The organism is Streptomyces sp., from assembly GCF_031181555.1.
GTDB lineage: Bacteria > Actinomycetota > Actinomycetes > Streptomycetales > Streptomycetaceae > Streptomyces > Streptomyces fimbriatus.
The window spans coordinates 44,477-69,958 of the sequence record NZ_JAPSKQ010000006.1; the positions used below are offsets into that span (position 1 = coordinate 44,477).

At 71.2% G+C, this 25,482-nt stretch carries 24 protein-coding genes; 14 read left to right on the top strand and 10 right to left on the bottom strand.

Annotated elements, in window-relative coordinates; all coding sequences use genetic code 11:
* Positions 1-792: 792 nt before the first annotated feature.
* From RIM90_RS02585 to RIM90_RS02600, 4 genes are all read right to left on the bottom strand, one after another.
* The gene (locus RIM90_RS02585; protein ID WP_309058852.1) at positions 793-2,301 is read right to left on the bottom strand and encodes a hypothetical protein; all 1,509 of its coding nucleotides are present in this window, start codon (positions 2,299-2,301) and stop codon (positions 793-795) included.
* A 232-nt stretch (positions 2,302-2,533) separates the two neighbouring features.
* Positions 2,534-3,052, bottom strand: coding sequence for a carboxymuconolactone decarboxylase family protein (locus tag RIM90_RS02590; protein WP_309058853.1), 519 nt, complete (start codon positions 3,050-3,052; stop codon positions 2,534-2,536).
* The gene (locus tag RIM90_RS02595; protein ID WP_309058854.1) at positions 3,049-3,768 is read right to left on the bottom strand and encodes an SDR family NAD(P)-dependent oxidoreductase; all 720 of its coding nucleotides are present in this window, start codon (positions 3,766-3,768) and stop codon (positions 3,049-3,051) included. The genes RIM90_RS02590 and RIM90_RS02595 overlap by 4 nt, the downstream gene beginning before the upstream one ends.
* On the bottom strand, positions 3,765-4,571 hold the full coding sequence (locus RIM90_RS02600) for a TauD/TfdA family dioxygenase (protein WP_309058855.1): 807 nt from the start codon (positions 4,569-4,571) through the stop codon (positions 3,765-3,767). The genes RIM90_RS02595 and RIM90_RS02600 overlap by 4 nt, the downstream gene beginning before the upstream one ends.
* Positions 4,572-4,767: 196 nt before the next feature.
* Here RIM90_RS02600 and RIM90_RS02605 point away from each other — a divergent pair, with 196 nt between their 5' ends.
* The 11 genes from RIM90_RS02605 (at position 4,768) to RIM90_RS02655 (ending at position 15,882) form a co-directional block, all read left to right on the top strand.
* Positions 4,768-5,499: an SDR family oxidoreductase gene (locus RIM90_RS02605; RefSeq protein WP_309058856.1), complete on the top strand. Its 732-nt coding sequence runs from the start codon at positions 4,768-4,770 to the stop codon at positions 5,497-5,499.
* The gene (locus tag RIM90_RS02610; protein WP_309058857.1) at positions 5,496-6,962 is read left to right on the top strand and encodes an aldehyde dehydrogenase family protein; all 1,467 of its coding nucleotides are present in this window, start codon (positions 5,496-5,498) and stop codon (positions 6,960-6,962) included. The genes RIM90_RS02605 and RIM90_RS02610 overlap by 4 nt, the downstream gene beginning before the upstream one ends.
* On the top strand, positions 6,959-8,164 hold the full coding sequence (locus tag RIM90_RS02615; RefSeq protein WP_309058858.1) for a CoA transferase: 1,206 nt from the start codon (positions 6,959-6,961) through the stop codon (positions 8,162-8,164). The genes RIM90_RS02610 and RIM90_RS02615 overlap by 4 nt, the downstream gene beginning before the upstream one ends.
* 58 nt (positions 8,165-8,222) lie before the next feature.
* Positions 8,223-9,605, top strand: a complete 1,383-nt coding sequence (locus tag RIM90_RS02620) for an ABC transporter substrate-binding protein (RefSeq protein WP_309058859.1) — start codon at positions 8,223-8,225, stop codon at positions 9,603-9,605.
* A 38-nt stretch (positions 9,606-9,643) separates the two neighbouring features.
* Positions 9,644-9,835, top strand: coding sequence for a ferredoxin (locus tag RIM90_RS02625; protein ID WP_309058860.1), 192 nt, complete (start codon positions 9,644-9,646; stop codon positions 9,833-9,835).
* Positions 9,836-9,868: 33 nt separating this feature from the next.
* The gene (locus RIM90_RS02630; RefSeq protein ID WP_309058861.1) at positions 9,869-11,233 is read left to right on the top strand and encodes a cytochrome P450; all 1,365 of its coding nucleotides are present in this window, start codon (positions 9,869-9,871) and stop codon (positions 11,231-11,233) included.
* A complete protein-coding gene (locus tag RIM90_RS02635) occupies positions 11,230-12,900 on the top strand; it encodes an OB-fold domain-containing protein (protein WP_309058862.1) in 1,671 nt (556 codons plus the stop codon). The genes RIM90_RS02630 and RIM90_RS02635 overlap by 4 nt, the downstream gene beginning before the upstream one ends.
* Positions 12,897-13,811 (top strand): alpha/beta fold hydrolase, encoded by a 915-nt coding sequence (locus tag RIM90_RS02640; RefSeq protein WP_309058863.1) that lies wholly within the window; start codon positions 12,897-12,899, stop codon positions 13,809-13,811. The genes RIM90_RS02635 and RIM90_RS02640 overlap by 4 nt, the downstream gene beginning before the upstream one ends.
* Positions 13,804-14,304 (top strand): DoxX family protein, encoded by a 501-nt coding sequence (locus RIM90_RS02645; RefSeq protein WP_309058864.1) that lies wholly within the window; start codon positions 13,804-13,806, stop codon positions 14,302-14,304. Before RIM90_RS02640 ends, RIM90_RS02645 begins: the two co-directional genes overlap by 8 nt.
* Entirely contained in the window at positions 14,301-15,143 is an 843-nt protein-coding gene (locus RIM90_RS02650; RefSeq protein ID WP_309058865.1) for an NAD(P)-binding domain-containing protein, read from the top strand. Before RIM90_RS02645 ends, RIM90_RS02650 begins: the two co-directional genes overlap by 4 nt.
* A gap of 97 nt (positions 15,144-15,240) precedes the next feature.
* Positions 15,241-15,882 (top strand): TetR/AcrR family transcriptional regulator, encoded by a 642-nt coding sequence (locus tag RIM90_RS02655; protein WP_309058866.1) that lies wholly within the window; start codon positions 15,241-15,243, stop codon positions 15,880-15,882.
* Here RIM90_RS02655 and RIM90_RS02660 read toward each other — a convergent pair.
* The 3 genes from RIM90_RS02660 to RIM90_RS02670 all read right to left on the bottom strand — a co-directional run bounded on the left by RIM90_RS02660 (position 15,858) and on the right by RIM90_RS02670 (position 18,602).
* Entirely contained in the window at positions 15,858-16,739 is an 882-nt protein-coding gene (locus RIM90_RS02660) for an NAD(P)-dependent oxidoreductase (RefSeq protein WP_309058867.1), read from the bottom strand. The two genes, RIM90_RS02655 and RIM90_RS02660, sit on opposite strands and share 25 nt — an antisense overlap.
* A complete protein-coding gene (locus RIM90_RS02665) occupies positions 16,736-17,107 on the bottom strand; it encodes a carboxymuconolactone decarboxylase family protein (protein ID WP_309058868.1) in 372 nt (123 codons plus the stop codon). The genes RIM90_RS02660 and RIM90_RS02665 overlap by 4 nt, the downstream gene beginning before the upstream one ends.
* Before the next feature lie 79 nt (positions 17,108-17,186).
* A complete protein-coding gene (locus RIM90_RS02670; protein ID WP_309058869.1) occupies positions 17,187-18,602 on the bottom strand; it encodes an aldehyde dehydrogenase family protein in 1,416 nt (471 codons plus the stop codon).
* Positions 18,603-18,699: 97 nt separating this feature from the next.
* On the opposite strand from RIM90_RS02670, the gene RIM90_RS02675 reads away from it, so the two are divergent.
* From RIM90_RS02675 to RIM90_RS02685, 3 genes are all read left to right on the top strand, one after another.
* A complete protein-coding gene (locus RIM90_RS02675) occupies positions 18,700-19,503 on the top strand; it encodes an NAD(P)-dependent oxidoreductase (protein ID WP_309058870.1) in 804 nt (267 codons plus the stop codon).
* A gap of 302 nt (positions 19,504-19,805) precedes the next feature.
* Positions 19,806-21,071: an amidohydrolase family protein gene (locus RIM90_RS02680; protein ID WP_309058871.1), complete on the top strand. Its 1,266-nt coding sequence runs from the start codon at positions 19,806-19,808 to the stop codon at positions 21,069-21,071.
* 204 nt (positions 21,072-21,275) lie between these two features.
* Positions 21,276-22,880, top strand: coding sequence for a GMC family oxidoreductase N-terminal domain-containing protein (locus tag RIM90_RS02685; RefSeq protein WP_309058872.1), 1,605 nt, complete (start codon positions 21,276-21,278; stop codon positions 22,878-22,880).
* Between the two features lie 48 nt (positions 22,881-22,928).
* Here the strand turns inward: RIM90_RS02685 and RIM90_RS02690 are convergent, their stop codons facing one another.
* From RIM90_RS02690 to RIM90_RS02700, 3 genes are read right to left on the bottom strand one after another with little or no spacing between them, the layout of a single operon-like run.
* A complete protein-coding gene (locus RIM90_RS02690; RefSeq protein ID WP_309058873.1) occupies positions 22,929-23,663 on the bottom strand; it encodes an alpha/beta hydrolase fold domain-containing protein in 735 nt (244 codons plus the stop codon).
* On the bottom strand, positions 23,653-24,372 hold the full coding sequence (locus tag RIM90_RS02695) for an enoyl-CoA hydratase/isomerase family protein (RefSeq protein ID WP_309058874.1): 720 nt from the start codon (positions 24,370-24,372) through the stop codon (positions 23,653-23,655). The genes RIM90_RS02690 and RIM90_RS02695 overlap by 11 nt, the downstream gene beginning before the upstream one ends.
* A 31-nt stretch (positions 24,373-24,403) precedes the next feature.
* Positions 24,404-25,420, bottom strand: coding sequence for a ferredoxin--NADP reductase (locus tag RIM90_RS02700; protein ID WP_309058875.1), 1,017 nt, complete (start codon positions 25,418-25,420; stop codon positions 24,404-24,406).
* Positions 25,421-25,482: the final 62 nt, after the last annotated feature.

Sequence of the window (25,482 nt, forward strand, 5' to 3'; positions counted from 1 at the left end):
GAGGGGGTGGCCACGCTGATCGGCAGGAAGTTCCACATCTCCTGCAGCATGTCGGGTGCGACGCGCTTGGTGCACCGGTTCGGTTTCAGCCGCAGGTCCCCGCACGGCGGGCGGCCGAGCGCGACGAGTGGGCCGTGACCGCGTCGAGGGAGGCGTCCTGGGGTGAGGTAAAAGAGCCCGGAAGCCTGCGGGGGCTGCGTCCGCTTCGAGGACGGGGCAGGTTTCGTTCGACGGCCGCTCCGGGGCGCACCTGAGGCCGGCGCGGCCCGACTCGCGTACCCGGCTGTGCCACCGTCTGCGCACCCGCGACTGCCTTCGCGTCGTTCGCCGGTGCCGCTCAGATCCCGGCTTCCTCCGGCCCGACGAACAGGCATCGGCTCAACTGGGGAGGAGACCGTTAACCAAACCGATCGATGCGCACAATCACTCTGATCATGATGCGTCTGGATCCCGCCACAAAGACGTACGACGCCCGCCGCGTCAGCGAGGGCAAAGACCCCCCGCAACGCACAGCGATGCCTCAAGCGCGACATCTGCCGCCAGATCTTGAAGATCCTCGGACGGAGGGACCAGCCGAACGTGGGAGAGCTTCCTCGAGCGACGTGACACGACGTAGCAGCCTCGGAGGGCGGCCAGGACCCACCCGACACATCGGCTGAACCCGAGGCCGGCTCCGACCGTGCAGCATCGCCCCTGTCCTGCCATGACCAGAACCGGCAGGGCTCTCCGCTCCTACATGACAACAAGGCGAACCTGGGATGTAAACCTGGCTCGAAGGCGTCGCCATCTTTGTCACGCGGGTTCGAGAAGGATCAGGTACATCGCGTTGGGCGTGAGGTCGATCTTTTCGGTGCGGAAGGTGCCCGGTGTGATGATCCTGTCCTTCACCGTTTGGAGGCCAGCTGTGCCGGGGTCGGCGAAGTAGTTGCTTGTCGTCGCGTCGATCCTGAACATGCGTTGGCGCACCGGACGGTGCCTGAGCTCCAGCGGGAGACGGGACATGTCGATCGTCGCACGGTAGCTGCGGTCGTGAGTGTGCTGCCAGTTCCAGACCATCAGGGAAGCACCCGTCCTGTCCTTGGACGCCACCGCGTAGACGCCGTTGTCCTCCTCGAGGCCGTCTGAGACGGCGGACACCCTGGTGTCCTTCATCTTGGACTGCATCAGCATCATGTTGCCGTAGGGCGTGAAGGTGTTCGTCAGGGGCCCGTCCGGGGTGCGGGTGACCAACTGGTCCTTGCGTTCCTCGACGCGGTGACGAACGCACCAGTTGAACATGTGGGTGTCGGGTTGGCGGGAGTACCAGTAGCCGAGCGTCGCGAGGCCGGCAGCCTGGCGGAGGTAGTCGTTCTTGGGTTGGGGGTCGTCGAACGCCGGACCGGGATAGACACCGGCCTCGGTGACGAACGTCGGGATCCTGGTGTCGAGACGGCGTTCCTTCAGCCACGCCCGGATAGTGGCCCGGTCCGAGGCGACCTGTCTGAGGTCCCGGCTGTAGAGCGTAGGTACCTGGTAGTCGTCGTCCCATGCCAGGTACGCGTGGTAGGAGAGGAAGTCGAGTCGTTTGCGGGGGTTCTTGTCGGACGCGTAGTCGTCCAGGAACGGCTGCAGCCACTTGCCGTCCCTGAACATGAGCGCCGGTCCGCCCACCTTCAGCCTGTCCGCACGGCGAATTCTTCTGTTGACCTTGTTGACGGCCTCGTAGAACGGCCTGTAGAAGCGGTACAGCCTGTCGGGCTGCACCGTTGTCCCGTCTGCGGGGACTCCTTGCCTGCGCTCCAGCCCGTGGAACTGCCAGTCCGGCTCGTTGAAGACCTCGACGTAGTCGACTCGGGGGTACTTTTCTTTGAGGTTGCGCAGGATCAACTCGACCAACGGCTCGAGATGCTTCATCGGCCTGCGTCCCTCGATGAAGTCCGTGGGGTTGAGGTTGACCAGCACGGAGTCGGACACCGTGCTCGCCTCGGTGAGGTAGGAGTCAAGTCTGGAGAAGTCGCACGCGCGGGTCTTCAGGTCGCACTGGTTGAAGATGTTGTCTTCCGCGGGTGCGTTGGGGCTGCTCAGCCACACCCGATAAACATCGCCGTGCAAACCTTGCTCGTTGAGGAACTTGGCGTCGTCAGCACGTTGGCCGGGCCACGCGGTGACGTTCGCGAAATTGTTGTACCTCTCCGACCGCGGTAGCTGCCCCTCCCTGAAACCGAAGTCGACCGAAATCGTCGCGAGCGACGCCGTGGCAGGTGACTCGCCCGCCTGTGCCGTGATCGGCTCGACGAGGGCAAGGGCGAGCAGTGCGGCCACCGCTCTGACTGGCAACGTCCCTTTCTTGAAACGTTCCGTACGTACCCGCATGTTTGCAGAACCTCGCTTCCGTGAGAACGCCCATTCCCGAGCGGACCGACCGGGTGGGCTGCCGATTCGAGTGCGGTGGGCGGAGGCGGCGGGCACCCGCCCGTCATCGGCAGATAGCCGTGTACACGACATGCGCCTCGGAACGCCGCACCGAGCAGTTGCCGCACTCTCTCCACAGGCTTCAGCCGGATTCCCCGTCGTCGAGACCGGGATCCGGGTCCACCTCGAACGTGTTCAACGCCGCCGCCAACATTCCGTACGCGCCCACGGTGAACACGAAGTCCAGCAACTGTCGATCGTCCAGCTCCTCCGCCAGCTCCGCGTACGTGCCGTCGGAGAGGGCGGAGGAGGTCTCCAGTTCGTCGACGGCACGGTTCACCAGCGTGCCGGCACCCGTCCGCACCTGCTCCAGGTCGTCCTCCGTCACGCCGGCCCGTCGGCCGATCAGCACGTGCTGCGTCCACTCGTACCGGCACTCGCGGCGCCAGGCGACCCGCAGGATCGCCAGCTCGCGCGTCTTCTCCGGCAGCGAGTTGCGGGCGAGCAAGTAGGCGGAGAAGGTGAGGAACGACTTGGCGAGCTCCGGATGGTGGAGGAGCAGTCCGAGGACGTTCGAGGGGGGTACTGTCCGGCCGCCCGTCAGCGGTCGCAGTGCCTCGGCGTCCCACTCCTCGTACGGCACCGGGGGCAACCTCGTCATGTGTTGCGCCCTCCGTTCACGCCGATGATCTGCCCCGTGATGTAGCCCGCCTCCTCGCTCACCAGGAAGGCGCAGGTCGCCGCGATGTCCTCAGGGCGGCCCACCCGGCGCACCGGGGTCCGTGCGATGTGGTCCTCGATGGTGCCGCCGAGCCGCCGCTCCTGCTCGGCGGTGCGCAGCATGGGGGTGTCGATGAAGCCCGGCGGCACGGCGTTGACGGTGATGCCCCGGGGGCCCAGCTCCAGGGCGAGGGACTTGGTCAGCCCGTTCACCGCGGACTTGGCGGCGACGTAGTGGGCCATGAAGGGCTGGCCGGAGTGTGTGCTGGAGGAGGAGATGTTGACGATCCGGCCCCAGCGGCCCTCCCACATGTCCGGCAGTGCCGACTGCACGCAGTGGTACACCCCGTTGAGGTTGATGTCCACGACGCGCTGCCACTCCTGGAAGGACAGCTCCGAGAAGCGGGTGAAACCGTCCCTGCCCGCCGCGTTGACCAGTACGGAGACCGGGCCGTAGCGGTCGCGCACCGCGTCCATCGCCTTGTCCACCTGTGTCCGGTCGGTGATGTCGACGGTCAACGCGTGGCCTTCCTCGGCCGGCGCGATGTCGAACACGGCCACGTTGAGGCCGTCGGTGGTGAGCCGTCGCGCGATCGCCCGGCCGATGCCGGAGGCACCGCCGGTGACGACGGCCGTCCGTTTCGACGGAGTGCTCATGCGAACGCCTCGTCGCCGACGACGGTCGTGCGGTGCAGCAGCCGTTCGGAGCTCTCGTCGTAGGGCAGCGCCCGGTGGAGGATCCCCGTGTTGTCCCAGACCACCAGGTCGCCGACCTCCCAGTCGTGGGTGTAGCGGAATCGCTCCTGGGTGGTCCACTCGAGCAGCTCGTCGAGCAGGGAACGGCTCTCGTCGGGGTCCATCCCGACGATGTGGTCGGCGGTGGTGCCGGTCACCAGGGAGCGGCGCCCGTCCCGGCGGTGCCACACCAGGGACATCTCGTGGCTGGGCTGGGTCCGCCAGGCGGCCAGCTCCTCGTCGGTGGGATCGGGGTTCACCAGCCGCTGGGACGCCTCGAAGCTGTGCACCACGCGCAGCGACTCGTACCGCTCGCGTTCCTTCTCCGGCAGGCTCTCGTAGGCCGCATACGTGCTGGCGAACTCGGTGCCGCCGCCGACCGCGGCGACGTGCCGGGCGGTCAGTGTGGTCGCCTTGACGGGTACGTCGTCGCTGGTGCCGTCCAGGTGCCAGTAGAAGGCGCCTTTCAGGTACTTGGCGCTCTTGCTCTTGGCCGGGTTGATGGAGATGGGGAAGATCTCCTGGCCGCGCAGCGCGACCACCTCGCCGAGCGTGCGGCTGAACGCCAGCTGCTGCTCGTCGTCGAGGTGCAGCCCACGCACGAGGAGGACCCCGCGCCAGGTGAGGGCTTCGACGGCCCGGTGGACGAAGGCGTCGTCGAGCGGGTCCGTCACACCGGTGAACTCCACCCCGAGGGACGGACTCAAGGCCTTCGATTCGATCATGGAAACACCCCTTCCGTGTGAGAGAATCGTATTCTCATAGAGGTCCTGACGGGAACCCCTGTGTTCAGTAGGGAAGTTGTGCGGGCCGGTGACCTTCCTGGCGGCCTCGGGTCCGAGTGTCACGTTCCCTTGTCTGAATGCTTGATTCGCTGAAATGGAGAATGTAGTTTCCGACCAACCGACCAGGGAGGCTGGGATGCGGTTCAGGGGCAAGGTGGCGATCGTCACCGGAGCCGGCCAAGGAATCGGCGAGGGCTACGCGAAGGCACTGGCTGCCGAGGGCGCACGGGTCGTGGTCGCCGAGCTGAACGAGGAACAGGGGCAGCGTGTCGCGAAGGAGATCGGCGACGCGCTCTTCGTGCGGACCGACGTCGGCGATCCGGCGTCCGCCGAGGCGCTCGCCGACACGGTGATCCGCGAGTTCGGCCGCATCGACCACCTCGTCAACAACGCCGCGATCTTCCAGGGCATGCGCCGCGAGGGCCTGACGAGCGTGGACTACGACTACCTCGACCGGTTCCTCAAGGTGAATCTGCTCGGCGCACTGCACACGACCCGCGCCGTCCTACCGCATCTGAAGGAGGGTTCGGCCATCGTCAACCAGTCGTCCACAGCGGCCTGGCAGGCCACCGGTTTCTACGGTCTCGCCAAGGCCGGCATCAACCACCTCACCGCGTCCCTCGCCGCCGAACTCGGCGACCGGGGCATCCGAGTCAACGCGATCGCGCCCGGCCCGACGGACACGGAGGGCTCCCGCGACATCATCCCGGAGCAGGTCCGCGAGGCGCTGGTGCGGTCCCTCGCACTCAAGCGCATGGGGCAGCCGGCGGATCCGGCGGGGCTGCTCCTGTTCCTGCTGTCCGACGCGGCGAGCTGGGTGACCGGCCAGGTCATCGCGGTCGACGGCGGATCGGTGGTGCGGCTGTGAACACCGAATTCACCAGGTCCCAGCTGATCGACGGCAAGCTCGTCACCGCCGGTGCGGCCTTCGCCTCCCACAACCCCGCCACCGGAGAGCTGGTCGGGTATGCACCCGACGCGACCCGGGCGGACGCCGAGGCGGCCGTCGCCGCCGCCCGCCGCGCCTTCGACACCACCGGCTGGCCCACCGACCGTGACCTGCGGCTGCGCTGCCTGCGCCAGCTGCACCAGGTCCTCGACGAGCACCGCGAGGAACTGCGCGAGCTGACCATCGCCGAGGCCGGCGCGCCCCGCCAGCTCACCCACGGCCCGCAGCTCGACGAGCCGATCGGCATCGTGAAGTACTACGCCGACCTGCTGGAGAGCTACGAGTTCACCGAGGACCTGGGCGAGGTCGAGTCCCGCGGCCAGCGCCACCACCGCTGGGTGGAGAAGGAGGCGGCCGGTGTCGTCGCCGCGATCCTGCCGTACAACTTCCCCAACCAGCTCGCCCTGGCCAAACTGGCCCCCGCGCTCGCCGCGGGCTGCACCGTCGTCCTCAAGGGTGCCCCGCAGACCCCGCTCACCACCCTCGCCCTCGGCGAACTGATCGCCGAGCACACCGACATCCCGCCCGGCGTCGTCAACGTCCTCAGCTCCTCGACCCCCGAGGTCGGCGAGGTGCTCACCACCCACCGCGCTGTCGACGTGGTTACCTTCACGGGGGCCACCGCCACGGGACGGCGCATCATGGCCGCCGCGTCCGGATCGGTGAAGCGCGTCTTCCTCGAGCTCGGCGGCAAGTCGGCCATGATCGTCCTGGACGACGCCGACGTCACCAAGGCCGCCATGTTCGCCGCCTTCACCATCTGCTCCCACTCGGGCCAGGGCTGCGCCCTCACCTCCCGCCTCCTCGTACCGCGTGCCCGGCACGACGAGATCGTGCAGATGGTCGCGGCCGGGCTGGACCGCGTCCGGGTCGGCGACCCCACCGATCCGCAGGTGAACATGGGGCCGCTCATCAGCGAGCAGCAGCGGGACAAGGTCAACAGCATGGTGCGCCGGGCCGTCGACGACGGAGCCGTCCTCGTCCGCGGCGGCAAGCCCATCGACCCCGGCTTCTTCTACGCGCCGACCCTCCTGGCGGAGGTGGACCCGGAGAGCGAGATCGCCCAGGAGGAGGTCTTCGGCCCCGTCCTGGCCGTCATCCCCTACGACGACGAGGACGACGCCGTCCGCATCGCCAACAACTCCCGGTACGGCCTGTCCGGAGCGGTGCACAGCGCCGACGAGGAACGCGCGATCCGGATCGCCCGGCGCATCCGCACCGGCACCTTCTCCATCAACGGCGGCAACTACTTCGCACCCGACGTGCCCTTCGGCGGCTACAAGCAGTCCGGCATCGGCCGGGAGAGCGGCCGGTCCGGGTTCGAGGAGTTCCTGGAGGAGAAGGCGTTCGCCCGCATCGTCGTACCGCAGGAGCAGGTATGAAGCCGCTGGAGGGGATCCGCGTCCTGGAAGTCGCGATGTACGGCTTCGTGCCCTCGGCCGGCGCCGTCCTCGCGGACTGGGGGGCCGACGTGGTCAAGGTCGAGCACGCGGTCACCGGGGACCCGCAGCGCGGGCTGCGCCAGACCGGTACGTTCAAGGTGGAGGGCGACCCCAATCCCAACGTCGCCCACGCCAACCGCGGCAAGCGCTCCATCGGCCTGGACATGGCCAGGGCCGAGGGCCGCGAGGTGCTGTACGAACTCGCCAAGGACGCGGACGTCTTTCTCACCAGTTTCCTGCCCGCCTCCCGCGCCCGGCTCGGCATCGACGTCGACGACATCCGCGCCGTCAACCCGCGGATCGTCTACGCCCGCGGCAGCGCGCTCGGCCCCCGCGGAGCCGAGGCGGACCGGGGCGGCTACGACATGACCGCCTTCTGGGCCCGCGCCGGCACAGCGGCGAGCATCACCCCGCCCGGCACGGACGGCATGATCGCGCCGCCCGGACCGGCCTACGGCGACACCGTCTCCGGCACCAACCTGGCCGGCGGCATCGCGGCCGCGCTGCTGCGCCGCGAACGCACGGGCGAGCCCTCCGTGGTCGACGTCTCCCTGCTCGGCAGCGGCCTGTGGGCGCTCGGCCACTCCATCGGCCTGTCCCTGCACCTGGGCCGTGCGTGGGAGGGCGTCACACCCAGCACCCACGGCTCACCCACCAACCCGCTCTCCGGGCTGTACCGCACCGCCGACGACCGGTACGTCTCCTTCGTCATGCTCCAGCCGGCGAGGTCCTGGGCCAACGTGTGCCACTGCCTGGGCCGCCCCGACCTCGCGGACGACCCCCGGTTCGCCACCACCGAGTCCATCGCGGCGCACACCGGCGACGCGGTGAAGATCCTACGCGAGGTGATCGCCACCCGGCCGCTCGCCGAGTGGTCCGAGCGGTTCGCCGCGCTCGACGGCCCCTGGGCTCCCGTCCAGGACACCCTCCAGGCCACCACCGACGCCCAGGTACGCGCCAACGGCTACATCGGGCAGGCCGGCGACCTCGAACTCGTCGCCAGCCCGGTCCAGTTCGACGTCGAGGACACGACCCTCGGCCCGGCTCCGGAGTTCGCCGCGCAGACGGAGGAGATCCTCACCGAGCTCGGCTACGACTGGGACCGCATCCTCGCCCTCAAGGCGAGCGGAGCGGTCACCTGACCCTCTCTTCCCGTCACCTCCCCCGGACGACGGCGTCCGGGCTGTCCGAGGAGGCACCATGCGCAGGCTGCTCACAGGCGGTGTCACCGCTCTCGCGGTGCTGCTGGCCGTCGGCTGCTCCACCCGGTCCGACGACGACACCGACTCCGCGCAGCGGAACAGTCCCTCCGCGCGGGAGACGCAGACCGCGTCGTCCGACTTCGGCACCCTGAAGGACGTGTGCGGCCCCGGCACCGCCGGGAAGTCGTCCGTGCAGGGCGTCAGCGACGACAAGATCCAGGTCGGTGTGCTCTCCGACGTCGGGTTCACCAAGAAGTCCGAGTTCGTCGACGCGGCGAAGGTGTTCACCTCCTGGTGCAACGATGCGGGGGGCATCAACGGCCGCGAGATCGAACCGGTCACCCGGGACACCCGGTTCACGGAGGTCCGCCAGCGGACCCTGGAAGCGTGCAAGGAGGACTTCGCGCTGGTCGGTGGCGGAGCCGCCCTGGACAGCCTGGGTGTCAAGGATCGGCTGACGTGCCTGCTGCCCAACTTCCCCGCGCAGTCCAGCCAGATCGGGGCCATCGGCTCCGACCTCCAGGTGATCGCCGCGCAGCCGAGCGCCGGGTACTTCCAGTACCCCGGCTACTACAGCTGGCTGTTGAAGGAGAAGTACCCCGACTCCGCACAGGAGGTCGGCGTCATCGCGGGTGACTCACCCGTCACCAAGGTGATGTCGGCCCAGTTCGAGGAGGCGGTGACCGGCCTCGGAGGCAAGGTCTCCTACACCGACCTGTACCCGGCGTCCGGCGTCTCCGACTGGACGCCGTACGCCCAGGCGATCAAGAAGGAAGGCGTCAGGGGCCTGGTCTTCCTCGGCGACTTCGCCAGCCTCGCCAAACTGGAGCAGGCCCTCACCGGCATCGACTACGCGCCCGACTGGATCGACGCCAACTCCAACGCCTACGGCCCCGCCTTCCCGAAGCTGGCGGGTACGGCCCTGGCCAAGCAGCACAACTACGCCGAGCTGTTCGCCACGGCACCGCTGGAGAGCGCGGCCGACAATCCCGCCACCCAGCAGGTCATCGACCTGTTCGAGAAGTACGAGCCCGGCAAGGAGGTCACCTACCCCGCGCTGCGCGCCTTCTCCTCCTGGCTGTTGTTCGCCACCTCCGCCCGCGACTGCATCACTCTCACCCGTGCCTGCGTGTACGAGAACGCGCGGAAGAACACCGACTGGACGGCGGGCGGCCTGCAAGCCCCGTTCGACCTGACCTCGAAGGAACCGAGCACGTGCTTCTCGGTCGTGGAGGCCACCGACAAGGGCTGGCAGCCGGCGGACTTCGAGCCCGACCAGGGCGCCTTCCGCTGTGACGGACCCGTCTACAAGTACAAGGGCGACTACGGAAAACCTGCCACCCTCGCCTCGGTCGGCAAGTCCATGTCCGACCTGACCTGACCTGACCTGACCCGACCCGTGAACGGGAGCTGAGTGACGTGAAGGTACGCGTCGACCCCGAGCGCTGCCAGGGACACACCCTGTGCGCCATGCGCGCCCCGAAAGTATTCGAATTGAGCGAGATCGACGGCCATTCCTCCCCGATCGCCGAGGAGGTCCCCGAAGACCAGCAGGACCAGGTGGTGGAGGCCGTCCGGTCCTGCCCCGAGCGAGCGATCAGCGTCTTCTGAGGGGAACGCGGCCGACACGAGGAGAAGGCACCCATGACCGCATCCGAGCCGCACGACGACACCCGCAAGCAGCCCCGCGTCCACTTCGACCGGCACGCCCCCGAGTACCGCGACCAGTTCGAGGAGCAGACCCGCGCCTTCCACGCGGGCTGCCCGCTCGCCTGGTCCGACACCTACGGCGGTCACTGGGTGGCCGCCGGCAACCGTGAACTGCTCGCCTTCGCCCGCGCCGGGGACAAGCTCTCCAACGACCACGACGTGAACGGCGAGCGCCGCGGCTACCAGGGCATCAGCATTCCGGCGCCGACCCGCGGCAAGGGCTTCCGCGGCGGTTTCCTGGAGATGGACCCACCCGAGCAGCGCGCGTACCGCAACGCCCTCAACCCCTATCTCTCCCCGGCGGCCATCGCCCGCTGGATCCCGTTCATCGACGAGGTGGCCCGCGCCTGCATCGACGAGAAGATCGAGTCCGGGCGGATCGACTTCGTCGACGACCTCGCCAACATCGTCCCGGCCGTCTTCACCCTGGCCATGATGGGCGTCCCGCTGAAGAAGTGGCAGCTGTACAACGAGCCGGCCCACGCTGGTGTCTACACCCCGCCGAACTCCCCGGACATGGCCCGGGTGGCCGAGGCCCACATGGCGATGCTCAAGGACATCGCCACCACCCTCCACGAGGTCCGCGCCCGGCCGAGGCCGGGACTCGCCGATGCCCTCGTCCGCCTGGAGATCGACGGCGAGGCCCCGTCCGACACCGATCTGGTCGGTGCCATGGCCCTGCTCATCGGTGGCGGCTTCGACACCACCACCGCGCTCACCGCGCACGCCCTGGAGTGGCTCTCCCAGCACCCCGGGGAGCGCAGCCGGCTCAGCCAGGAGCGCGACACCCTGCTCGATACGGCCACCGAGGAGTTCCTGCGGTACTTCACACCGGCTCCCGGCGACGCGCGGACGGTCGCGGAGGACTGCGAGATCGCCGGCAAGGAGTTCAAGGAGGGCGACCGGATCTGGCTGTCGTGGGCGATGGCCAACCGTGACCCGGCGGTCTTCCCCGACCCGGACCGCGTCGACCTCGAGCGCGGCGGTAACCGGCACACCGCCTTCGGTCTCGGCATCCACCGCTGCATCGGCTCCAACGTGGCCCGCACGGTGTTCAAACGGATGCTGCTCCAGGTCCTCGACCGCATCCCCGACTTCGTCTGCGACCCCGCCGGCACCGTTCACTACGACACCATCGGAGTCATCCAGGGCATGCGTCACCTGCCCGCCACCTTCACGCCCGGCCCGCGCATCGGCCCCGGCCTGGAAGAGACACTGGTGACCCTCCAGCAGGCGTGCGACGAGCAGGGACTGGCCGAGCCGGTGACGGTACGCAAGGCGGAGGCGAAGGTCCGTTGACCACGCCCCACCAGGAGACCGTCCGTCCGCGGCCGCAACCGGACCAGGAGACCGAGTTCTTCTGGACCTCCGGCCGCGACGGACGGCTCCGCTTCCGTTCCTGCACCGCCTGCGCGGCCCTGGTCCACCCACCGCAGCAGGTCTGCCGCCAGTGCCGCGGCCACGGCACCGCGATCCGGGAGGTCTCCGGCCGGGCGACCCTGATCGGCTTCACCGTCAACCACCGCTTCCCCTTCCCCGGCCTGCCCACCCCGTTCGTCGTCGCCCAGGTCGCCGTCGAGGAGGACCCCCGGGTCCGCCTGACCACCAACGTCGTCGACTGCGCGCCGGAGGACCTGCGCCTCGGCATGCTCATGGAGGTCGTCTTCGAACAGGCCGGCGACACCTGGCTGCCGTTGTTCCGGCCGGCCGCCGACCAGCCGGACCCGGCCCCCCTCCCGACCGACGACCCGGCCCCCGAACGCATGCGTGAGCACCTCCGCCGCACGCCGGTCACCCGGAAGTTCGAGGACCGCGCCGTCATCAGCGGCGCGGGTGCCTCCCGCATCGGCCGCCGCCTCATGGCCCCGCCTCTCCACCTCACCGTGGAGGCGTGCGAGAAGGCCGTCGCCGACGCCGGACTCACCCTCGATGACATCGACGGTCTGTCCACCTACCCCGGCGGCGGCGCTTACGGCGGCTTCGCCGAGGGCGGGGTCACCGCACTGGAATCCGCGCTCGGCATCCGCCCCGTCTGGCACAACGGAGCCGGGGAGACCTTCGGCCCCGGCGGCTCCGTGATCGCCGCCATGCTCGCGGTGGCCGGCGGCCTCGCCCGCCACGTGCTCTGCTTCCGCACCGTGTGGGAGGCGACCCACGCCGAACTCGTCCGTCAGGGAAAGATCCGGCTTCCCCGGGGAGGAGCGGCCGACGGCTGGTTCAAGCCGTTCGGCGCCGTCTCACCCGCGATGATGCTGGCGATGAACGCCCAGCGGCACATGCACCGCTACGGTTCCACCCGCGAGACCCTCGGTTGGATCGCCCTCAACCAGCGTGCCGGCGCCGCCCTGCACCCGGACGCCGTCTACCGCGACCCGCTCACCATGGACGACTACCTGTCGGCGCGCACCATCACCACGCCCTTCGGCCTCTACGACTGCGACGTCCCCTGCGACGCCGCCACCGCCGTCGTCGTCTCCGCCGCCGAGACCGCCGCCGACCTGCCGAAGGCCCCGATCCGTATCGAGGCGGTCGGGACGCGGATCATGGAACGCCCCGAGTGGGACCAGGCCACGCTCACCCACGAACCCCAGGTGCTGGGCCAGGCCGCCCACCTGTGGACCCGCACCGAGCTGCGCCCCGCCGACGTGGACGTGGCGCTGCTGTACGACGGTTTCACCTTCAACTGCCTGTCCTGGATCGAGGCGCTCGGCTTCTGCGGCATCGGCGAGGCCCGCGACTTCCTGGACGGCGGCAAGAACATCGCCCGGGACGGGGTCCTCCCGCTCAACCCGCACGGCGGACAGCTCTCCCACGGCCGCACCCACGGCATGGGCCTGCTCCACGAGGCCGTCGTCCAGCTGCGCGGCGAGGCGGGCGCCCGCCAGGTGGCGGACGCACGGACGGCCGTGGTCTCCAGCGGCGGGCTCACCCCCAGCGGCGTACTCCTGCTCAGGACGGACGGATGACCTCGACCGAACCCGAACTCGCCATCGGTGTCCACCGGGAGGTGGTGGACGTACACGGTGTCCCCGCCTCCGCACTGGTCGCCGAGGCGGCCCGCCCGCGCGCCGTGATCGTGGCCGTGCACGGCGGCGCCACCACCTCCACCTACTTCGACCACCCCGGCCACCCAAGGCTTTCCCTGCTGCGCACCGCCGCCACGGCCGGCTTCACCGTCGTCGCCCTCGATCGCCCCGGCTACGGCAGCTCGGCCGGACACGAGGAACGCCTCCAGGCACCTGAACAGCGCACGGACTTCGCGTTCGCCGCCGTCGACACGTTCCTCCGGGACCGGGACGGAGGCCTCGGCGTGTTCCTCTGGGCCCACTCGGCGGGCTGCGAGCTGACCGTCCGGATGGCGAGCGACCCGCGCGGCGCCGGTCTGCTCGGCGTGGAACTCGCCGGCATGGGCCGGACCCACCACCCCAGGGTGCTCGCCGCGATGGAGGAGTGGCGGCGCGATCCGGCCCGCACCCGGCCCGACCTGCGCCGGGCGTTGTGGGACCCGCCGCACGCCTACCCGGCTGACGTCTACGGCGGACGCGTCATCGGCGCCGCCTCGCCGTCGTACGAGGGCCGTCGGGAGGGCTGGCAGGAGGAGTTCGCACGGCTCGCCGCACGTGTGCCGGTACCCGTCCACATCACGCTCGCCGAGTACGAGCGGGTATGGAGGAACGGTCCGGAAGGACTGGCCGACCTGGCTTCGATGTTCACCGGAACGCCCCGTCTGGTGCTGCACGAGCAGGCGGGCGCGGGACACAACACCAGCGTCAGCCGCACCGCCCTCGCCTACCACCTGCACGTGCTGGCGTTCGTCGAGGAGTGCGCCCTCGGCGTGCCGGCGCTGCCCTCGGAGAGGGGGCGCGGTGATGGGTGAGCCCGCGGACGCCGCCCTGCTGCTCGTCCGGGTCGCCCTGGGCGCGGTGATGGTGGCGCACGGCTGGAACCACTGGCGCGGCGGGGGCGGCATCGCCGGCACGGCGGACTGGTTCGCCGGCCTCGGTCTGCGCCGCCCGCGCCTGCAGGCGTGGTTCAGCGTGGTGACGGAGATCGGTGCGGGCGCGCTGCTGGCCGTGGGGCTGTTCACCTCGCTGGCCTGTGCCGCCGTCCTGTCGGTGATGCTGGTCGCCGGACTGCTCGCGCACCGCCCGCACGGCTTCTTCGTCTTCAAGGAGGGTTACGAGTACGTCCTGGTGCTGGGCGTGCTCGCGGTGGCGCTCGGTGCGTGGGGGCCGGGGGAGTACGCCGTCGACACGGCGGCGGACCTCGCGGTGACCGGATGGGCGGGTGCCGGCCTGGTGCTCGCGGTGGCGGTGGTGGCGACGGGCGGCTTGCTCGCCGCCTTCTGGCGGCCACGGGAGACGACATGAGAGGACGACGCGACATGCGGGTCGGTTTCATCGGACTGGGCAGTCAGGGTGCGCCGATGGCACGGCGGATCGTCGAGGCGGGGTACGGGACGACCCTGTGGGCACGCCGCTCCGCCACGCTCGCCCCCTTCGCGGACACCGCGGCGAAGACCGCGGGATCGCCGGCCGAACTGGGCGCCGTCAGCGACGTGGTGTGCCTCTGTGTCGTCGACGACGCGGACGTCGAGCAGCTGACCACCGGAGGGGACGGTGTCCTCGCCGGGATGCGCCCAGGGGGTGTGCTCGTGGTGCACTCCACCGTCCACCCCGAAACCTGCCGTCGGCTGGAGGAGCGCGCCCGCCTCCAGCGCGTCTCCGTGCTGGACGCACCGGTGAGCGGCGGGGGGCGGGCCGCGGAACGAGGCACCCTGCTCGTCATGGCGGGCGGCGATCCCCAGGTCTTCGCCTTCTGCCGTCCCCTGTTCGCCACGTACGGCGATCCCGTCGTCCACCTCGGTCCGACCGGTGCCGGGCAGGTGGCGAAACTCCTCAACAACGTCCTGTTCACCGCTCAGCTGGGACTCGCGGCGGACGCCCTGGAACTCGGGGGCCGGCTGGGGCTGGACACCGCAGGGCTGGGCCGGGTCCTGCCGCGCGGCAGCGCGGCGAGTTTCGCCCTGGAGCGGGTCGTCGACGCGGGCGGCACGTTGCGGCGCATCACTGCACACGCGGGCGGACTGCTGGCGAAGGACGTGCGGCTGTTCACGAGCATCGTCGAGACCGCCGTCGCCGACGGCGAGGGACGACGGAGCCCAGTGCGGGAAACGGCCCTTTCCGCCCTGGAGGCCATGGGGCGGTGAGGCCCGGGGCCGGGCCGGTCACGTCCGAATCCTCGCCCCGGCCCGGCGGAGGGTGCGTACTGTGTGCGGGCACTGGCCAACGGCGGAAGGGCACGAGGTGGGTTCTGCGCGGCGTCAGGACATCCTGGAGGCGGCCTCGGAGGTGTTCGCCGAGCGCGGCTTCAAGAACGCCTCCATCGACGCGGTGGCCGAGCGCGCCGGGCTGACCCGGCAGGGAGTGCTGCACTACTTCCCCAGCAAGAAGCGGCTGCTCCTGGAGATGCTGTCCTTCCGCGAGCAGCTCAACCGAGAGCACCTGGCGGACCATCCGGTCGGCGAGGACCTGCCCGCCGACTTCGCGGCGGCCGTCGCCTTCGAACAGAGCCACCCCTCGTTCGCCACCGTGTACAGCGTGGTGATGGCCGAGGCGGTCACCGGCCGGGAGCCCGCCCGCGGTTACGTGGGAGACCGTCTGCGCTCGCTCCAGGCCCACCTCACCGCCCGACTGGCCGAGCGCTACGGCGAGCGGCTGCCCAGCGGCCTGAGCGCGTCGGCCGCCGCCACCGCCATCCTCGCCCTTGTGGAGGGCATCCACCAGTGGTGGCTGATGGACCCGGAGCCGGACGCGGACCACTACCCGACGATCGTGCGGGAGACGTTGTCGGTCCTGTTGGGTCTCACGGATGACGAGCCCGGGCACGAGGACACCCGGGGTGAGGGCGGGAACGGCCCCTCTCAGGCTCCCGCCGTGAACGGGTAGACCCGGGTGAAGTCGGCACCCGGCTCGGCGGCGGCGAACGCCTCCCACACTGCCTGGGTGACCGTGGCCACCGCGGCCGCGCCGCCCAGGTCCTCGGTCTCCCGCAGGTACAGGCCCACGTCCTTGGCCATCAGCGTGTTGCTGAACCCGGAGGCGTAACGGCCGGTCAGCACCTCGTCGGGGAACTTCTCCGCGGTGGCCCCGTTGCGTCCGCTGGAGGCGTTGAGGACCTCCAGCATCACGGCCATGTCCAGTCCCGCCGCCTGTCCGAAGGCGACGGCCTCGCTGGTCGCCGCGAGAGCGGTCGCGGACAGGAAGTTGTTGGCGAGCTTGAGCGCCTGCGCCTGGCCGGGCCGGTCGCCCACCCGCCGCCGGCGGTCGCTGAGCCCGGCCAGCACGGGTTCGACCCGCGCGCAGTCCTCGTCCGTCCCCGCGTACATGACCATCAGACTGCGCCTGCGGGCCCCCGTCACCCCACCGGACACGGGCGCGTCCACGTACGAGGGCCCCAGCCCGGCCAGCTCGCGGGCGGCCACGACTCCGACGGTGGAGGTGTCCACGACGTGCGTGACCCGACTGTTGCGGGCGCCCGTCAGGTCCCGTACCACCGACGCGCAGACGGTCCCGTCCGGCAGGCTGAGCACCACGGTGTCCGCGGCACGTGCCACGTCCGCGGGACCCGGCGCCCATCGGGCGCCTGTCGGGGTACGGGCCGGTCCGGCGGCGTCGTGGGCCACCACCTCGAATCCGTCCGCCACGAGGTTCGCCGCCAGCACACCACCCATGCTGCCCAGGCCCACGAACCCGACCACCCCGCGCCCGATCACCCCGCGCCCGACCGCCCCGTGCCCGCTCACGCCGACTCCCGCGCGGCGCGCACCTCACGCAGCACGGCCAGGGCGGCGCTCCCGGCCGGTGCACCGCAGTAGGCGGTGATCTGGAAGAGGAGTTCGTCCACCTCGGCGTCGCTGACGCCGGCACGGCCGGCGGCGCCCAGGTGGAGCCGGAACTCGCCCATGCGGCCCGTCGCGGCCGTCATCGCCAGGACCAGCAGGCTGCGGTCGCGCGTGGTCAGCGGACCGCCGCGCGCCCACACGCCCCACGCCAGCGCGGTGAGGTAGTCCCGGTAGCCCTCCGGTGCCGCGAGCGCGGTCCGCGCACCGTCGTCGCCGATCACCTCCCGGCGGATCGCCCGCGCCGCTTCTTGCTGCTTCTCGTCGTACATCCACCGCTCCTTCGAAGCCGTCGCTGCCGCTGTCGTGCCGTCGCCACGCTCCCGCGCGGCCCGCGCCGTGACCCGGGTGTCAGCGCAAGGTCGCGCTGACGGTCTTCAGCTGCGCGTACTCGTGCAGGGCGGCAAGGCCCTTCTCCCGCCCGTAACCGCTGCGCTTGTAGCCGCCGAAGGGCGTCTCCACGGTCAACGGCCCGCCGTTCACCGCGACCTGCCCCGCCTCGATGCGCTCGGCGAGCCGCAGGCCGCGTGCCAGGTCTCCGCTCCACACCGCGGCCACCAGCCCGTACTCGGTGTCGTTGGCCAGCTCGAGAGCCCCGTCCTCGTCCTCGAAGGGCACGGTGACGAGGACGGGACCGAACACCTCCTCGCGGGCGACGGGTGCGTCCGGATCGACCCGGGCGAACACCGTGGGCCGTACGTACAGGCCGCGTGCTGCTGAGCCCTCCTCGTACGGACCGCCACCGGTGGCGGGCGGGACCGGCGCGTCCGCGAGGAGGTCCAGCACCTTCCGGTACTGCGCTTCGGTGATGAGCGGCCCGAAGTCCACACCGGGCCGCAGTCCGGCAACCGCCGTGACGACCCGATCGACCACCTCGTCGTGGACCGACTCCTCCACCAGCAGCCTCGTGGTGGCCGAGCACACCTGACCGGAGTTGGCCGTCAGCGCCGTCACGGCCGCGGCGACCGCACCGTCCAGGTCGGCATCCGCGAACACCACCAGCGGTGACTTCCCGCCCAGCTCCAGGGTCAGCGGCAGCAGGCGACCGCCCGCCACTCCCGCCAGGTAGCGTCCGGTGGCCACGGATCCGGTGAAAGCGAGCCTCCGTATCCCCGGGTGGGCGGCCAGCGCCTCGCCCGCCTCGGGGCCGGTGCCGGTGATCACGTTCAGCACCCCGGCCGGCAGTCCCGCCTCCGCGGCGAGTCCGGCCAGCCGCAGGGTCGACACGGAGGTGAACTCCGAGGGCTTGATCACCACCGCGTTGCCCATCGCCAGCGCGGGGGCGAGCGCCCGGCAGGCCTGGTTGAGCGGCAGGTTCCAGGGAGTGATCACCCCGACGACGCCGTACGGCTCGTAGCGCGTGTAGGTGTGGACCCCGGCCCCCTGCTCGATCACCTGCCCCTGGCCGGCCGCCCGCACGACGCCCGCGTAGTAGCGGAAGTACGCCGCGGACGTCTCCACCTCCAGCCGCAGCTGTGCCAGGACCTTGCCCGTGCAGGCCCGCTCCAGCTCCATGAGCGTCTCCGCGTCGGCCTCGACGGCGTCCGCGATGCGGTGCAGCACCGCGGCGCGCTCCGCCGGTGAGCGGTGGGCCCAGGCGTGCCGGGCGTTCTCGGCCGCCACCACCGCCCGTGCCACGTCGGCCGGGCTTCCCGCGGCGATCTCGTCACCCGGCTTCCCGGTGGCCGGATCCAGCGTCGGCAGCCAGGCGCGTCCCTCCGGGGGCGTGTGCCGTCCGTCGATCCAGTGGTCGTGACGTATCGCCAAGGCCGACCTCCACAAGTGAGAGTTGTGCTAACGATAACTGAGAATGGCATTTCCGAAAGAGGCTGGTGCGCGGAGAGCGCGAAAGGCGGAGGTCGTTATGGAGCTGGGTTTCGTAGGCGCGGGGCGAATGGGCCGTCCCATGGTGCGGCGGCTCGTCGGGGCCGGGCACCGGGTGCGCGTGTACGCCCGTGACTCCGGGGTGCGGGAGGCTCTCGCCCGCGACGGGGCGGAGCCGGTCGCCTCGCTCACCTCCGCGGTGCGCGGAGTGGACGCCTTGTTCGTCTGCGTGCTCACGGACGCCCAGGTGCGGGAGGTGTGCTTCGACGGGGCGTTGCTCCCGGCGCTCCCCGGCGGGTCGGTGCTCGCCGTGCACACCACCGGTGACCCGCGTACGGTCCGTGCGCTGGCCGACCGGGGCGCCGACGTCGTGGACGTGCCCGTCAGCGGCGGCCCCCACGACGTCGAGGCCGGCCGCCTGACCGTCTTCGCCGGGGGAGAGCGGCATGCGGTGGAGCGGGTGCTGCCCGCGCTGAACGCCTACGCCGACCCGGTTCTGCATGTCGGCGGGCTCGGTGCAGGACAGAGCGTGAAGCTGCTCAACAATGCGGTGTTCGCTGCCCAGTTGGGTTTGCTCGCGCAGGCGGCGCGGCTCGGGGAGCGGCTCGGCGTCGAGGAGGGTGTGCTGCTCGACGCGCTGTCGCACGGCAGCGCGTCGAGCAACGCGTCGATGGTGTCCGCCGCGCGGGGAGGAGTGGGCGGGCTGGCCGTCAGCGCCGGAGCCTTCCTCCGCAAGGACCTCGCGGTGGTCGCGGGCCTGGCCGGGGAACTGGGGCTGTCGCTCGGCCCGATGGAGCCCGCGGTACGGACTCTGGGGGGACTGCTCCCCGTCGACGGCGGCTGACGGCTCGGGCGGGAGCGATGGCCGCTCACGGCCTGCGGCAACAGTATTCTCCACATGAGAGATCGCTGTTATCGTCGTGTCGACCGGCCGCGCGGAGTGGACGGGGTCCGGCCGGCGACCGCGCGGTGTCGTGTGCCCTGCGCACGGCACCACGCGCCACCACGTGCGGCAGCGACGCCGGTCCGGAGCGTCGGTCGCCGCGTCCGGTGCCGTCCAGCGAGCAGACACGGAGATTCCGCCATGGTCCATGTCCTCACCGCCCTGTTCACCTCGCCCGGTCCGCGCATCGGAACGGTCGCGTGATGGCGCCGGGGGAGAGGGCACCGCGCCCTCCTGTACTGCTGCGGGCGGCGCGGCTGCTCGACATCGACAAGGGCGAACTCGTCGAACCCGGCGGGCTGCTGGTCAGCGGCGAGCACATCACCGAGGTGGGCCGGCCGGACAGGCTTCCCGAGGGCACCGTGGTGCGGGACCTCGGGGACGTCACCCTGATGCCCGGCCTGATGGACATGGAGGTCAACCTCTTCCTCGGCGGACCCGACCACCGCAGCCCGCTGATCCCGGTGCAGGAGGACCCGGCCGTGCGCACCCTGCGCGCGGCGGCCAACGCCCGCCGGACCCTCCGGCGCGGGTACACCACCGTGCGCAACCTGGGCCTGTTCGTGCAGACGGGGGGCGTCCTCCTCGACGTCGCGCTGAAGAAGGCCATCGACCTCGGCTGGGTCGAAGGACCGCGCGTGGTGCCGGCCGGGCACGCCATCGCCCCGACCGGCGGACACCTCGACCCCACCATGTTCCAGGCGTTCGCCCCCGGAGTGCTGCCGCTCACCGTGGAGGAGGGCATCGCCAACGGTGTGGCGGAGGTGCGCAAGGCGGTCCGGTACCAGATCAAGTACGGCGCACGCGTGATCAAGGTGTGCGCGTCCAACGGGGTCATGTCGCACACCGGGCCCGCGGGAGCCCAGCAGTACTCGGACGAGGAGCTGCGCGCCATCGTCGACGAGGCGCACCGGGCGGGCGTGAAGGTCGCCGCGCACTGCATGGGCGACTCGGCGATCCGGGCCGCGATCGAGGCCGGCATCGACTGCATCGAGCACGGCTTCCTGGCGAGCGACGCCACCCTGGACCTGATGGCGGAGCGCGGCACCTTCCTGGTCGCCACCACTTACCTGACCGAGGGGATGAGCACCGAGCACGCCGACCCCGCCCTCAGGGCCAAGGCGGCCGACGTCTTCCCGCGGGCCCGCGAGTCCACGTCCCGCGCGATCCGGCGCGGCGTCAAGGTCGCCCTCGGCACCGACGCCCCGGCCGTTCCGCACGGCAGGGGAGCGCTGGAGTTGCGCGCCCTGGTGGACCGGGGCATGCGGCCTCTCCAAGCCCTGCGCGCCGCGACCACGGTCGCCGCCGATCTGATCGACGCGGACGACCGGGGACGCTTGGAACCCGGCCTGCTCGCGGACGTCATCGCCGTGCCCGGAGACCCGCTCGCGGACGTCTCCGTCACCGAGCGGGTGTCGTTCGTCATGAAGGGCGGCCGGGTGCACCGCGACGACACGCCGGTGCCCTGACCCCACGACCCGGCCGGCCGAGCCACGGGGAGCCGGGGGTCGCGCGCCGGCCGCGACCCCGTCCCACGGCGGTGAGGGATCCGCGGGACCACGCCGGTGCCGACCGGACCACTCGTGTCACGACTGCCCGACGCGAGCGGTCCCGCGGCACCCGCCCCGGTCCTCCCGGCGGCGCTCCCGAGCCGCGATGAAGGAGTCTCCTACATGTACGACTACGTGATCGCGGGCGCCGGATCGGCGGGCTGCGTGCTGGCCGACCGGCTCTCGCGCGACCCCGGCGTCCGGGTGCTGCTCGTGGAGGCCGGCGGCGTCGACCGCCACCCCTACCTGCGGATCCCCAAGGGAGTCGGAAAGCTCTTCGGCGACCCGTCCTACTCCTGGCACTACCGCACCCGGCCCATGCGGCCCGGCGGGAACCCGGACATGTGGGTGCGCGGCAAGGTGCTCGGCGGTTCGAGCTCCGTCAACGGCATGGTCTACAACCGGGGCACCCGCGCCGACTGGGACGGCCTGGAGGCGCTCGGCAATCCCGGGTGGGGCTGGGACTCGCTCCTGCCCGCCTTCCGCGCCATCGAGAACAACGCCCTGGGCGCTTCGCCCACCCGGGGCACCGGCGGTCCCCTGCACGTCTCCACCGTCCGCGACCCGGATCCGCTGTGCGACGAACTCATCACCACGGGCGAGTCGCTCGGACTGCGGGCGGTGCCCGACGTCAACGAGCACGACGGCGAACGGATCGGCTACACCATGGCCACCATCAAGGCCGGTCAGCGCTTCAGCGCCGCCCGCGCCTTCCTCCGCCCCGCGCGCTCCCGACCGAATCTGGCCGTTGCCGCGAACACCACCGTCACGCGAGTGCTGTTCGACGGGGACAAGGCGACCGGCGTACGCGTGCGCAAGGCCGACGGCACGAGCGAGGAGATCCGCGCCCGGCGCGAGGTGGTCCTCAGCCTCGGCAGCCTGGCCACGCCCAAGCTGCTCCAGCTGTCGGGCATCGGCCCCGCCGAGGCGTTGCGCGCCGCGGGCGTGGACGTGCGCCTCGACCGCCCGCTGGTGGGTGCACGGTTGCGCGAACACCGTTGTCTGGCGCTGCGGTTCCGCCTCAACGCCCCGCTCGGCGCCAACCGGCAACTGGCCGGCTCCCTCGCCCAGGCCCGCACCGGCGCCGCCTACCTGCTCACCCGTAAGGGCCCGCTGGCCCGGCCGGCCTACGACGTGATGGCGTTCCTCAAGTCCCGTCCGGACGCCGAACGCCCCGACGCCGAGGTGCTGCTGGCACCCTGGTCCCTGGGCGCGCTGAAACCGGGCAAGCCCGCGGAGGTGGAGCGGGAACCGGGGGTGTCGGCGTGCGCGATGGTGCTGCGTCCCACCTCGGAGGGCTCGCTGACCATCACCTCGGCCGACCCCGACGCCGGCCTGGACATCGACCCCGGGTACTTCGCCACGGAGCACGACCGGAGGGTCACCGCCGACCTGTTCCGGCGGCTGCGCGACTACTTCGCCACCGACCCCATCGCCTCCCGCATCCGGCGCGAGACCTTCCCCGGCCCGGGGGTCGCCTCCGACTCCGAGGAGGACATCGTGCGGTCGGCCCTCGACGGGGGCTACTGCGGCTTCCACGCCATCGGCACCTGCGCCATGGGCTCCGCACCGGAGGACGTCACCGACCCGGAGCTGCGCGTGCGCGGCGTGGACAACCTCCGGGTGGTCGACGCGTCCGTCCTGCCGGTGATGGTCGCGGGCAATCTCAACGGGCCGGTGATGGCGATGGCCTGGCGGACGGCCGGGTCCATCCTCGCGGACAGGTGAGGACCGGCGGGGGCGTGCGGGCCCCCGCCGGCCGTCGTCGCCGTGGTCTCAGAAGTCCGAGGAACTGAGCGACGCCGACCTGTGCCACGTCTGGAGGAACACCGCCATGGCGCCCAGCTGCCGCAGTCCCTGCGCCGACAGGTCCTCGTAGACGCGCAGGTCCACGGCGACCCCGGAGTGCGCGGCCCGGGTGGCGAACGACAGGGTGTCGTCGAGCAGCACCTCCGTGCCCGCCGCGTGGAGCTGCACCGGGGGCAGACCGTGCAGGTTGCCGTGGAGCGGGCTGAGCAAGGGATGGTCGCGCGGGGTGGACCCCGCGTAGGCCGCCGCCCGCACAGGGAGGGTCTCGGCGTCCACCGTGCGGTCGGCGGCCGCGTTGAGGAGCAGGCTCGGCGCGTCGAGGGTGAAGTCCAGCACCGGTGACGTCAGCACCGCGCAGGTGGGCAGCGGTGCGCCCTCGTCCCGCAGACGCAGCAGCAGGCCGGCCGCCAGAGCGCCGCCGAGCCGCTTGCCGGCCACCGCCACCGGTCCCCGGTCGTGGCAGTACTCCCAGGCGGCGTACACGTCCTCCAGCGCCTGGGGGAAGCGCGGGCGATAGCGTGCGCACACGACCGCCTGGCCGGTGAGCCGCGTCAGCTCCCGGGCGGTCGGCAGCGCGTCTTGAGGGGTGCCCGCCAGCCGGGGATCGCCGTGCACGTACAGCACGGTCTGCTCGGCGGCCGTGCCCTCCGGCCGCGTTTCAGGTCCGAACAGGCCTTCTTCCACACGGACTTCACTTGCCACGGGACATCACCTTCTCCGCTGCTTCCCAGTGTTCCTCCGCCACCCACAGCCGGGCGAAGGCCGCGGCGGCCTCCTCGGGCGAGCGGGTGCGCGTGGTCAGGTCCTTGATCTCGCGTGCCTGGGGTGTGGCGAGGGAACGCGCCATCTCCCGCCAGCCCCGGTCGAACTCCGCCCGTGGCAGCACCAGATCGACCAGCCCCGTGCGCTCCGCCTCGGCGGCGTCCAGCACGCGGCCGGTGCCCGCCAGCAGCAGGGCCCGCCCCGGGCCCACCAGCCGGGCCAGGCGTTCGGCTCCGCCCCACGCCGGCACGATCGCCAGCCTGGTCTGGTTGAAACCGATGCGGATGTCGTCCGCCGCCACCCGGATGTCCGCGGCGACCGCGACCTCCGCCCCGCCGCCCAGCGCGTGCCCGTTGAGCGCGGCCAGTACCGGGCCGGGAAAGGCGGAGATGCGGTCGCACAGCGTCCGCATCCGCAGCGCCATCCCGGACGCCTCCGACTCCGTGCGCAGCCGGGACAGCTCCTTGAGGTCCCCGCCGGACACGAACGCCCTGTCCCCGGCCCCCGTCACCACGAGCGCCGACGCTCCCTCGGCCGCGTCCAGCGCCTTCTCCAACTCGCCCATGGTGTCGAGGTCGAGTGCGTTGCGGGCGTGCGGGCGATCGATCGTGACGACGGCTAGGCCGTCCTGAAGCTCCAGCTCAACCATGTGCGGCCCTCCGGTCGTCGGACGGAACGGTTCAGGTTTCGTACACCACGGTCACCTCGGGGGAGGTCGGCTCGGCTTGGCAGGTGAGCACCCAGCCCTCGGTCACCTCGTCAGCGTCGAGGGCGTTGTTCACCCGCATTTTCGCCTCGCCCGACGTCAGCTGCGCCATGCAGGTGGCGCAGTCCCCGGACTCACAGGAAAAGGGTGGGACGAACCCCGCTCGGCGGGCCGTCTGCAGCAGGGTCTCGCCCGGTCGCTGCGGGACGGTACGGCGCTGCCCGCGCAGGCCGACCGTAACGGTTCCCGGCTCGGGAGCGGGTTCGTCGGCCACTGCCGGAGCTGGCGCGGAGGGTTCGGCCGCCACCGGCGTGAAGCGCTCCACGATGACGTGCTCGGGGAGCACTCCCGCCGCGGCCAGTGTCCGCTCCACCAGATCCATGAACGGGGCCGGTCCGCACACGTAGAAGTCGGTGTCCCGTGGACGTTCACCCACCACGGCGCGGATCTCGTCTCCCGTGACCAGTCCGTCCCGGTCGTCGAGGTGATGCCGTACGTCGAACCGGCCGGGGTGCCGGACGGCGAGCGCGTCCAGATCCGCGGAGAAGATGGAGTCCTCGCGGCTCTGATGGGCCGTCAGCAGACTCACCGGCCGGGAGGTGGTGGCCAGCGCGCTCTTGATGAGCGAGAACACGGGCGTGATCCCACTGCCGCCGGCGAAGGCGGAGAGCGCGCGCCCGCTGCTCTCCTCGCGCAGGCAGAAGGACCCGGTGGGCCGGGACACGTCCAGGGTGTCACCTGCCTTCAGCTCCCGGTGCATCCACTGGGAGACGAGCCCGCCGGGCACGCGCTTGACGGTCACGCACACCTCTGCGTCGGTGTCGGGGGAGCTCGACATCGAGTAGCTGCGCAGTGTCCCGCACACCCGGAGCGTCAGGAACTGCCCGGCGCGGTAGGGGAAAGGGGCGTCGAGGGTGAAGGTGCGGACATCCGGCGCCTCGTCGGTGATCCGGGTGATCCGCACCGGATGGAAGCCGTGGTCGCGTGCCATGTATGGAACTTACCTTCTCATCATGGGAGAGTGCAATTCTCGTAACACTCATTGCGTGTGAG

Bases quoted from the DNA above. Each gene is read 5' to 3' on its own strand.
- RIM90_RS02590 (WP_309058853.1), bottom strand. From the start codon at position 3,052: ATGACGAGGTTGCCCCCGGTGCCGTACGAGGAGTGGGACGCCGAGGCA.
- RIM90_RS02595 (WP_309058854.1), bottom strand. From the start codon at position 3,768: ATGAGCACTCCGTCGAAACGGACGGCCGTCGTCACCGGCGGTGCCTCC.
- RIM90_RS02600 (WP_309058855.1), bottom strand. From the start codon at position 4,571: ATGATCGAATCGAAGGCCTTGAGTCCGTCCCTCGGGGTGGAGTTCACC.
- RIM90_RS02605 (WP_309058856.1), top strand. From the start codon at position 4,768: ATGCGGTTCAGGGGCAAGGTGGCGATCGTCACCGGAGCCGGCCAAGGA.
- RIM90_RS02615 (WP_309058858.1), top strand. From the start codon at position 6,959: ATGAAGCCGCTGGAGGGGATCCGCGTCCTGGAAGTCGCGATGTACGGC.
- RIM90_RS02620 (WP_309058859.1), top strand. From the start codon at position 8,223: ATGCGCAGGCTGCTCACAGGCGGTGTCACCGCTCTCGCGGTGCTGCTG.
- RIM90_RS02630 (WP_309058861.1), top strand. From the start codon at position 9,869: ATGACCGCATCCGAGCCGCACGACGACACCCGCAAGCAGCCCCGCGTC.
- RIM90_RS02640 (WP_309058863.1), top strand. From the start codon at position 12,897: ATGACCTCGACCGAACCCGAACTCGCCATCGGTGTCCACCGGGAGGTG.
- RIM90_RS02645 (WP_309058864.1), top strand. From the start codon at position 13,804: ATGGGTGAGCCCGCGGACGCCGCCCTGCTGCTCGTCCGGGTCGCCCTG.
- RIM90_RS02650 (WP_309058865.1), top strand. From the start codon at position 14,301: ATGAGAGGACGACGCGACATGCGGGTCGGTTTCATCGGACTGGGCAGT.
- RIM90_RS02665 (WP_309058868.1), bottom strand. From the start codon at position 17,107: ATGTACGACGAGAAGCAGCAAGAAGCGGCGCGGGCGATCCGCCGGGAG.
- RIM90_RS02675 (WP_309058870.1), top strand. From the start codon at position 18,700: ATGGAGCTGGGTTTCGTAGGCGCGGGGCGAATGGGCCGTCCCATGGTG.
- RIM90_RS02680 (WP_309058871.1), top strand. From the start codon at position 19,806: ATGGCGCCGGGGGAGAGGGCACCGCGCCCTCCTGTACTGCTGCGGGCG.
- RIM90_RS02685 (WP_309058872.1), top strand. From the start codon at position 21,276: ATGTACGACTACGTGATCGCGGGCGCCGGATCGGCGGGCTGCGTGCTG.
- RIM90_RS02695 (WP_309058874.1), bottom strand. From the start codon at position 24,372: ATGGTTGAGCTGGAGCTTCAGGACGGCCTAGCCGTCGTCACGATCGAT.
- RIM90_RS02700 (WP_309058875.1), bottom strand. From the start codon at position 25,420: ATGGCACGCGACCACGGCTTCCATCCGGTGCGGATCACCCGGATCACC.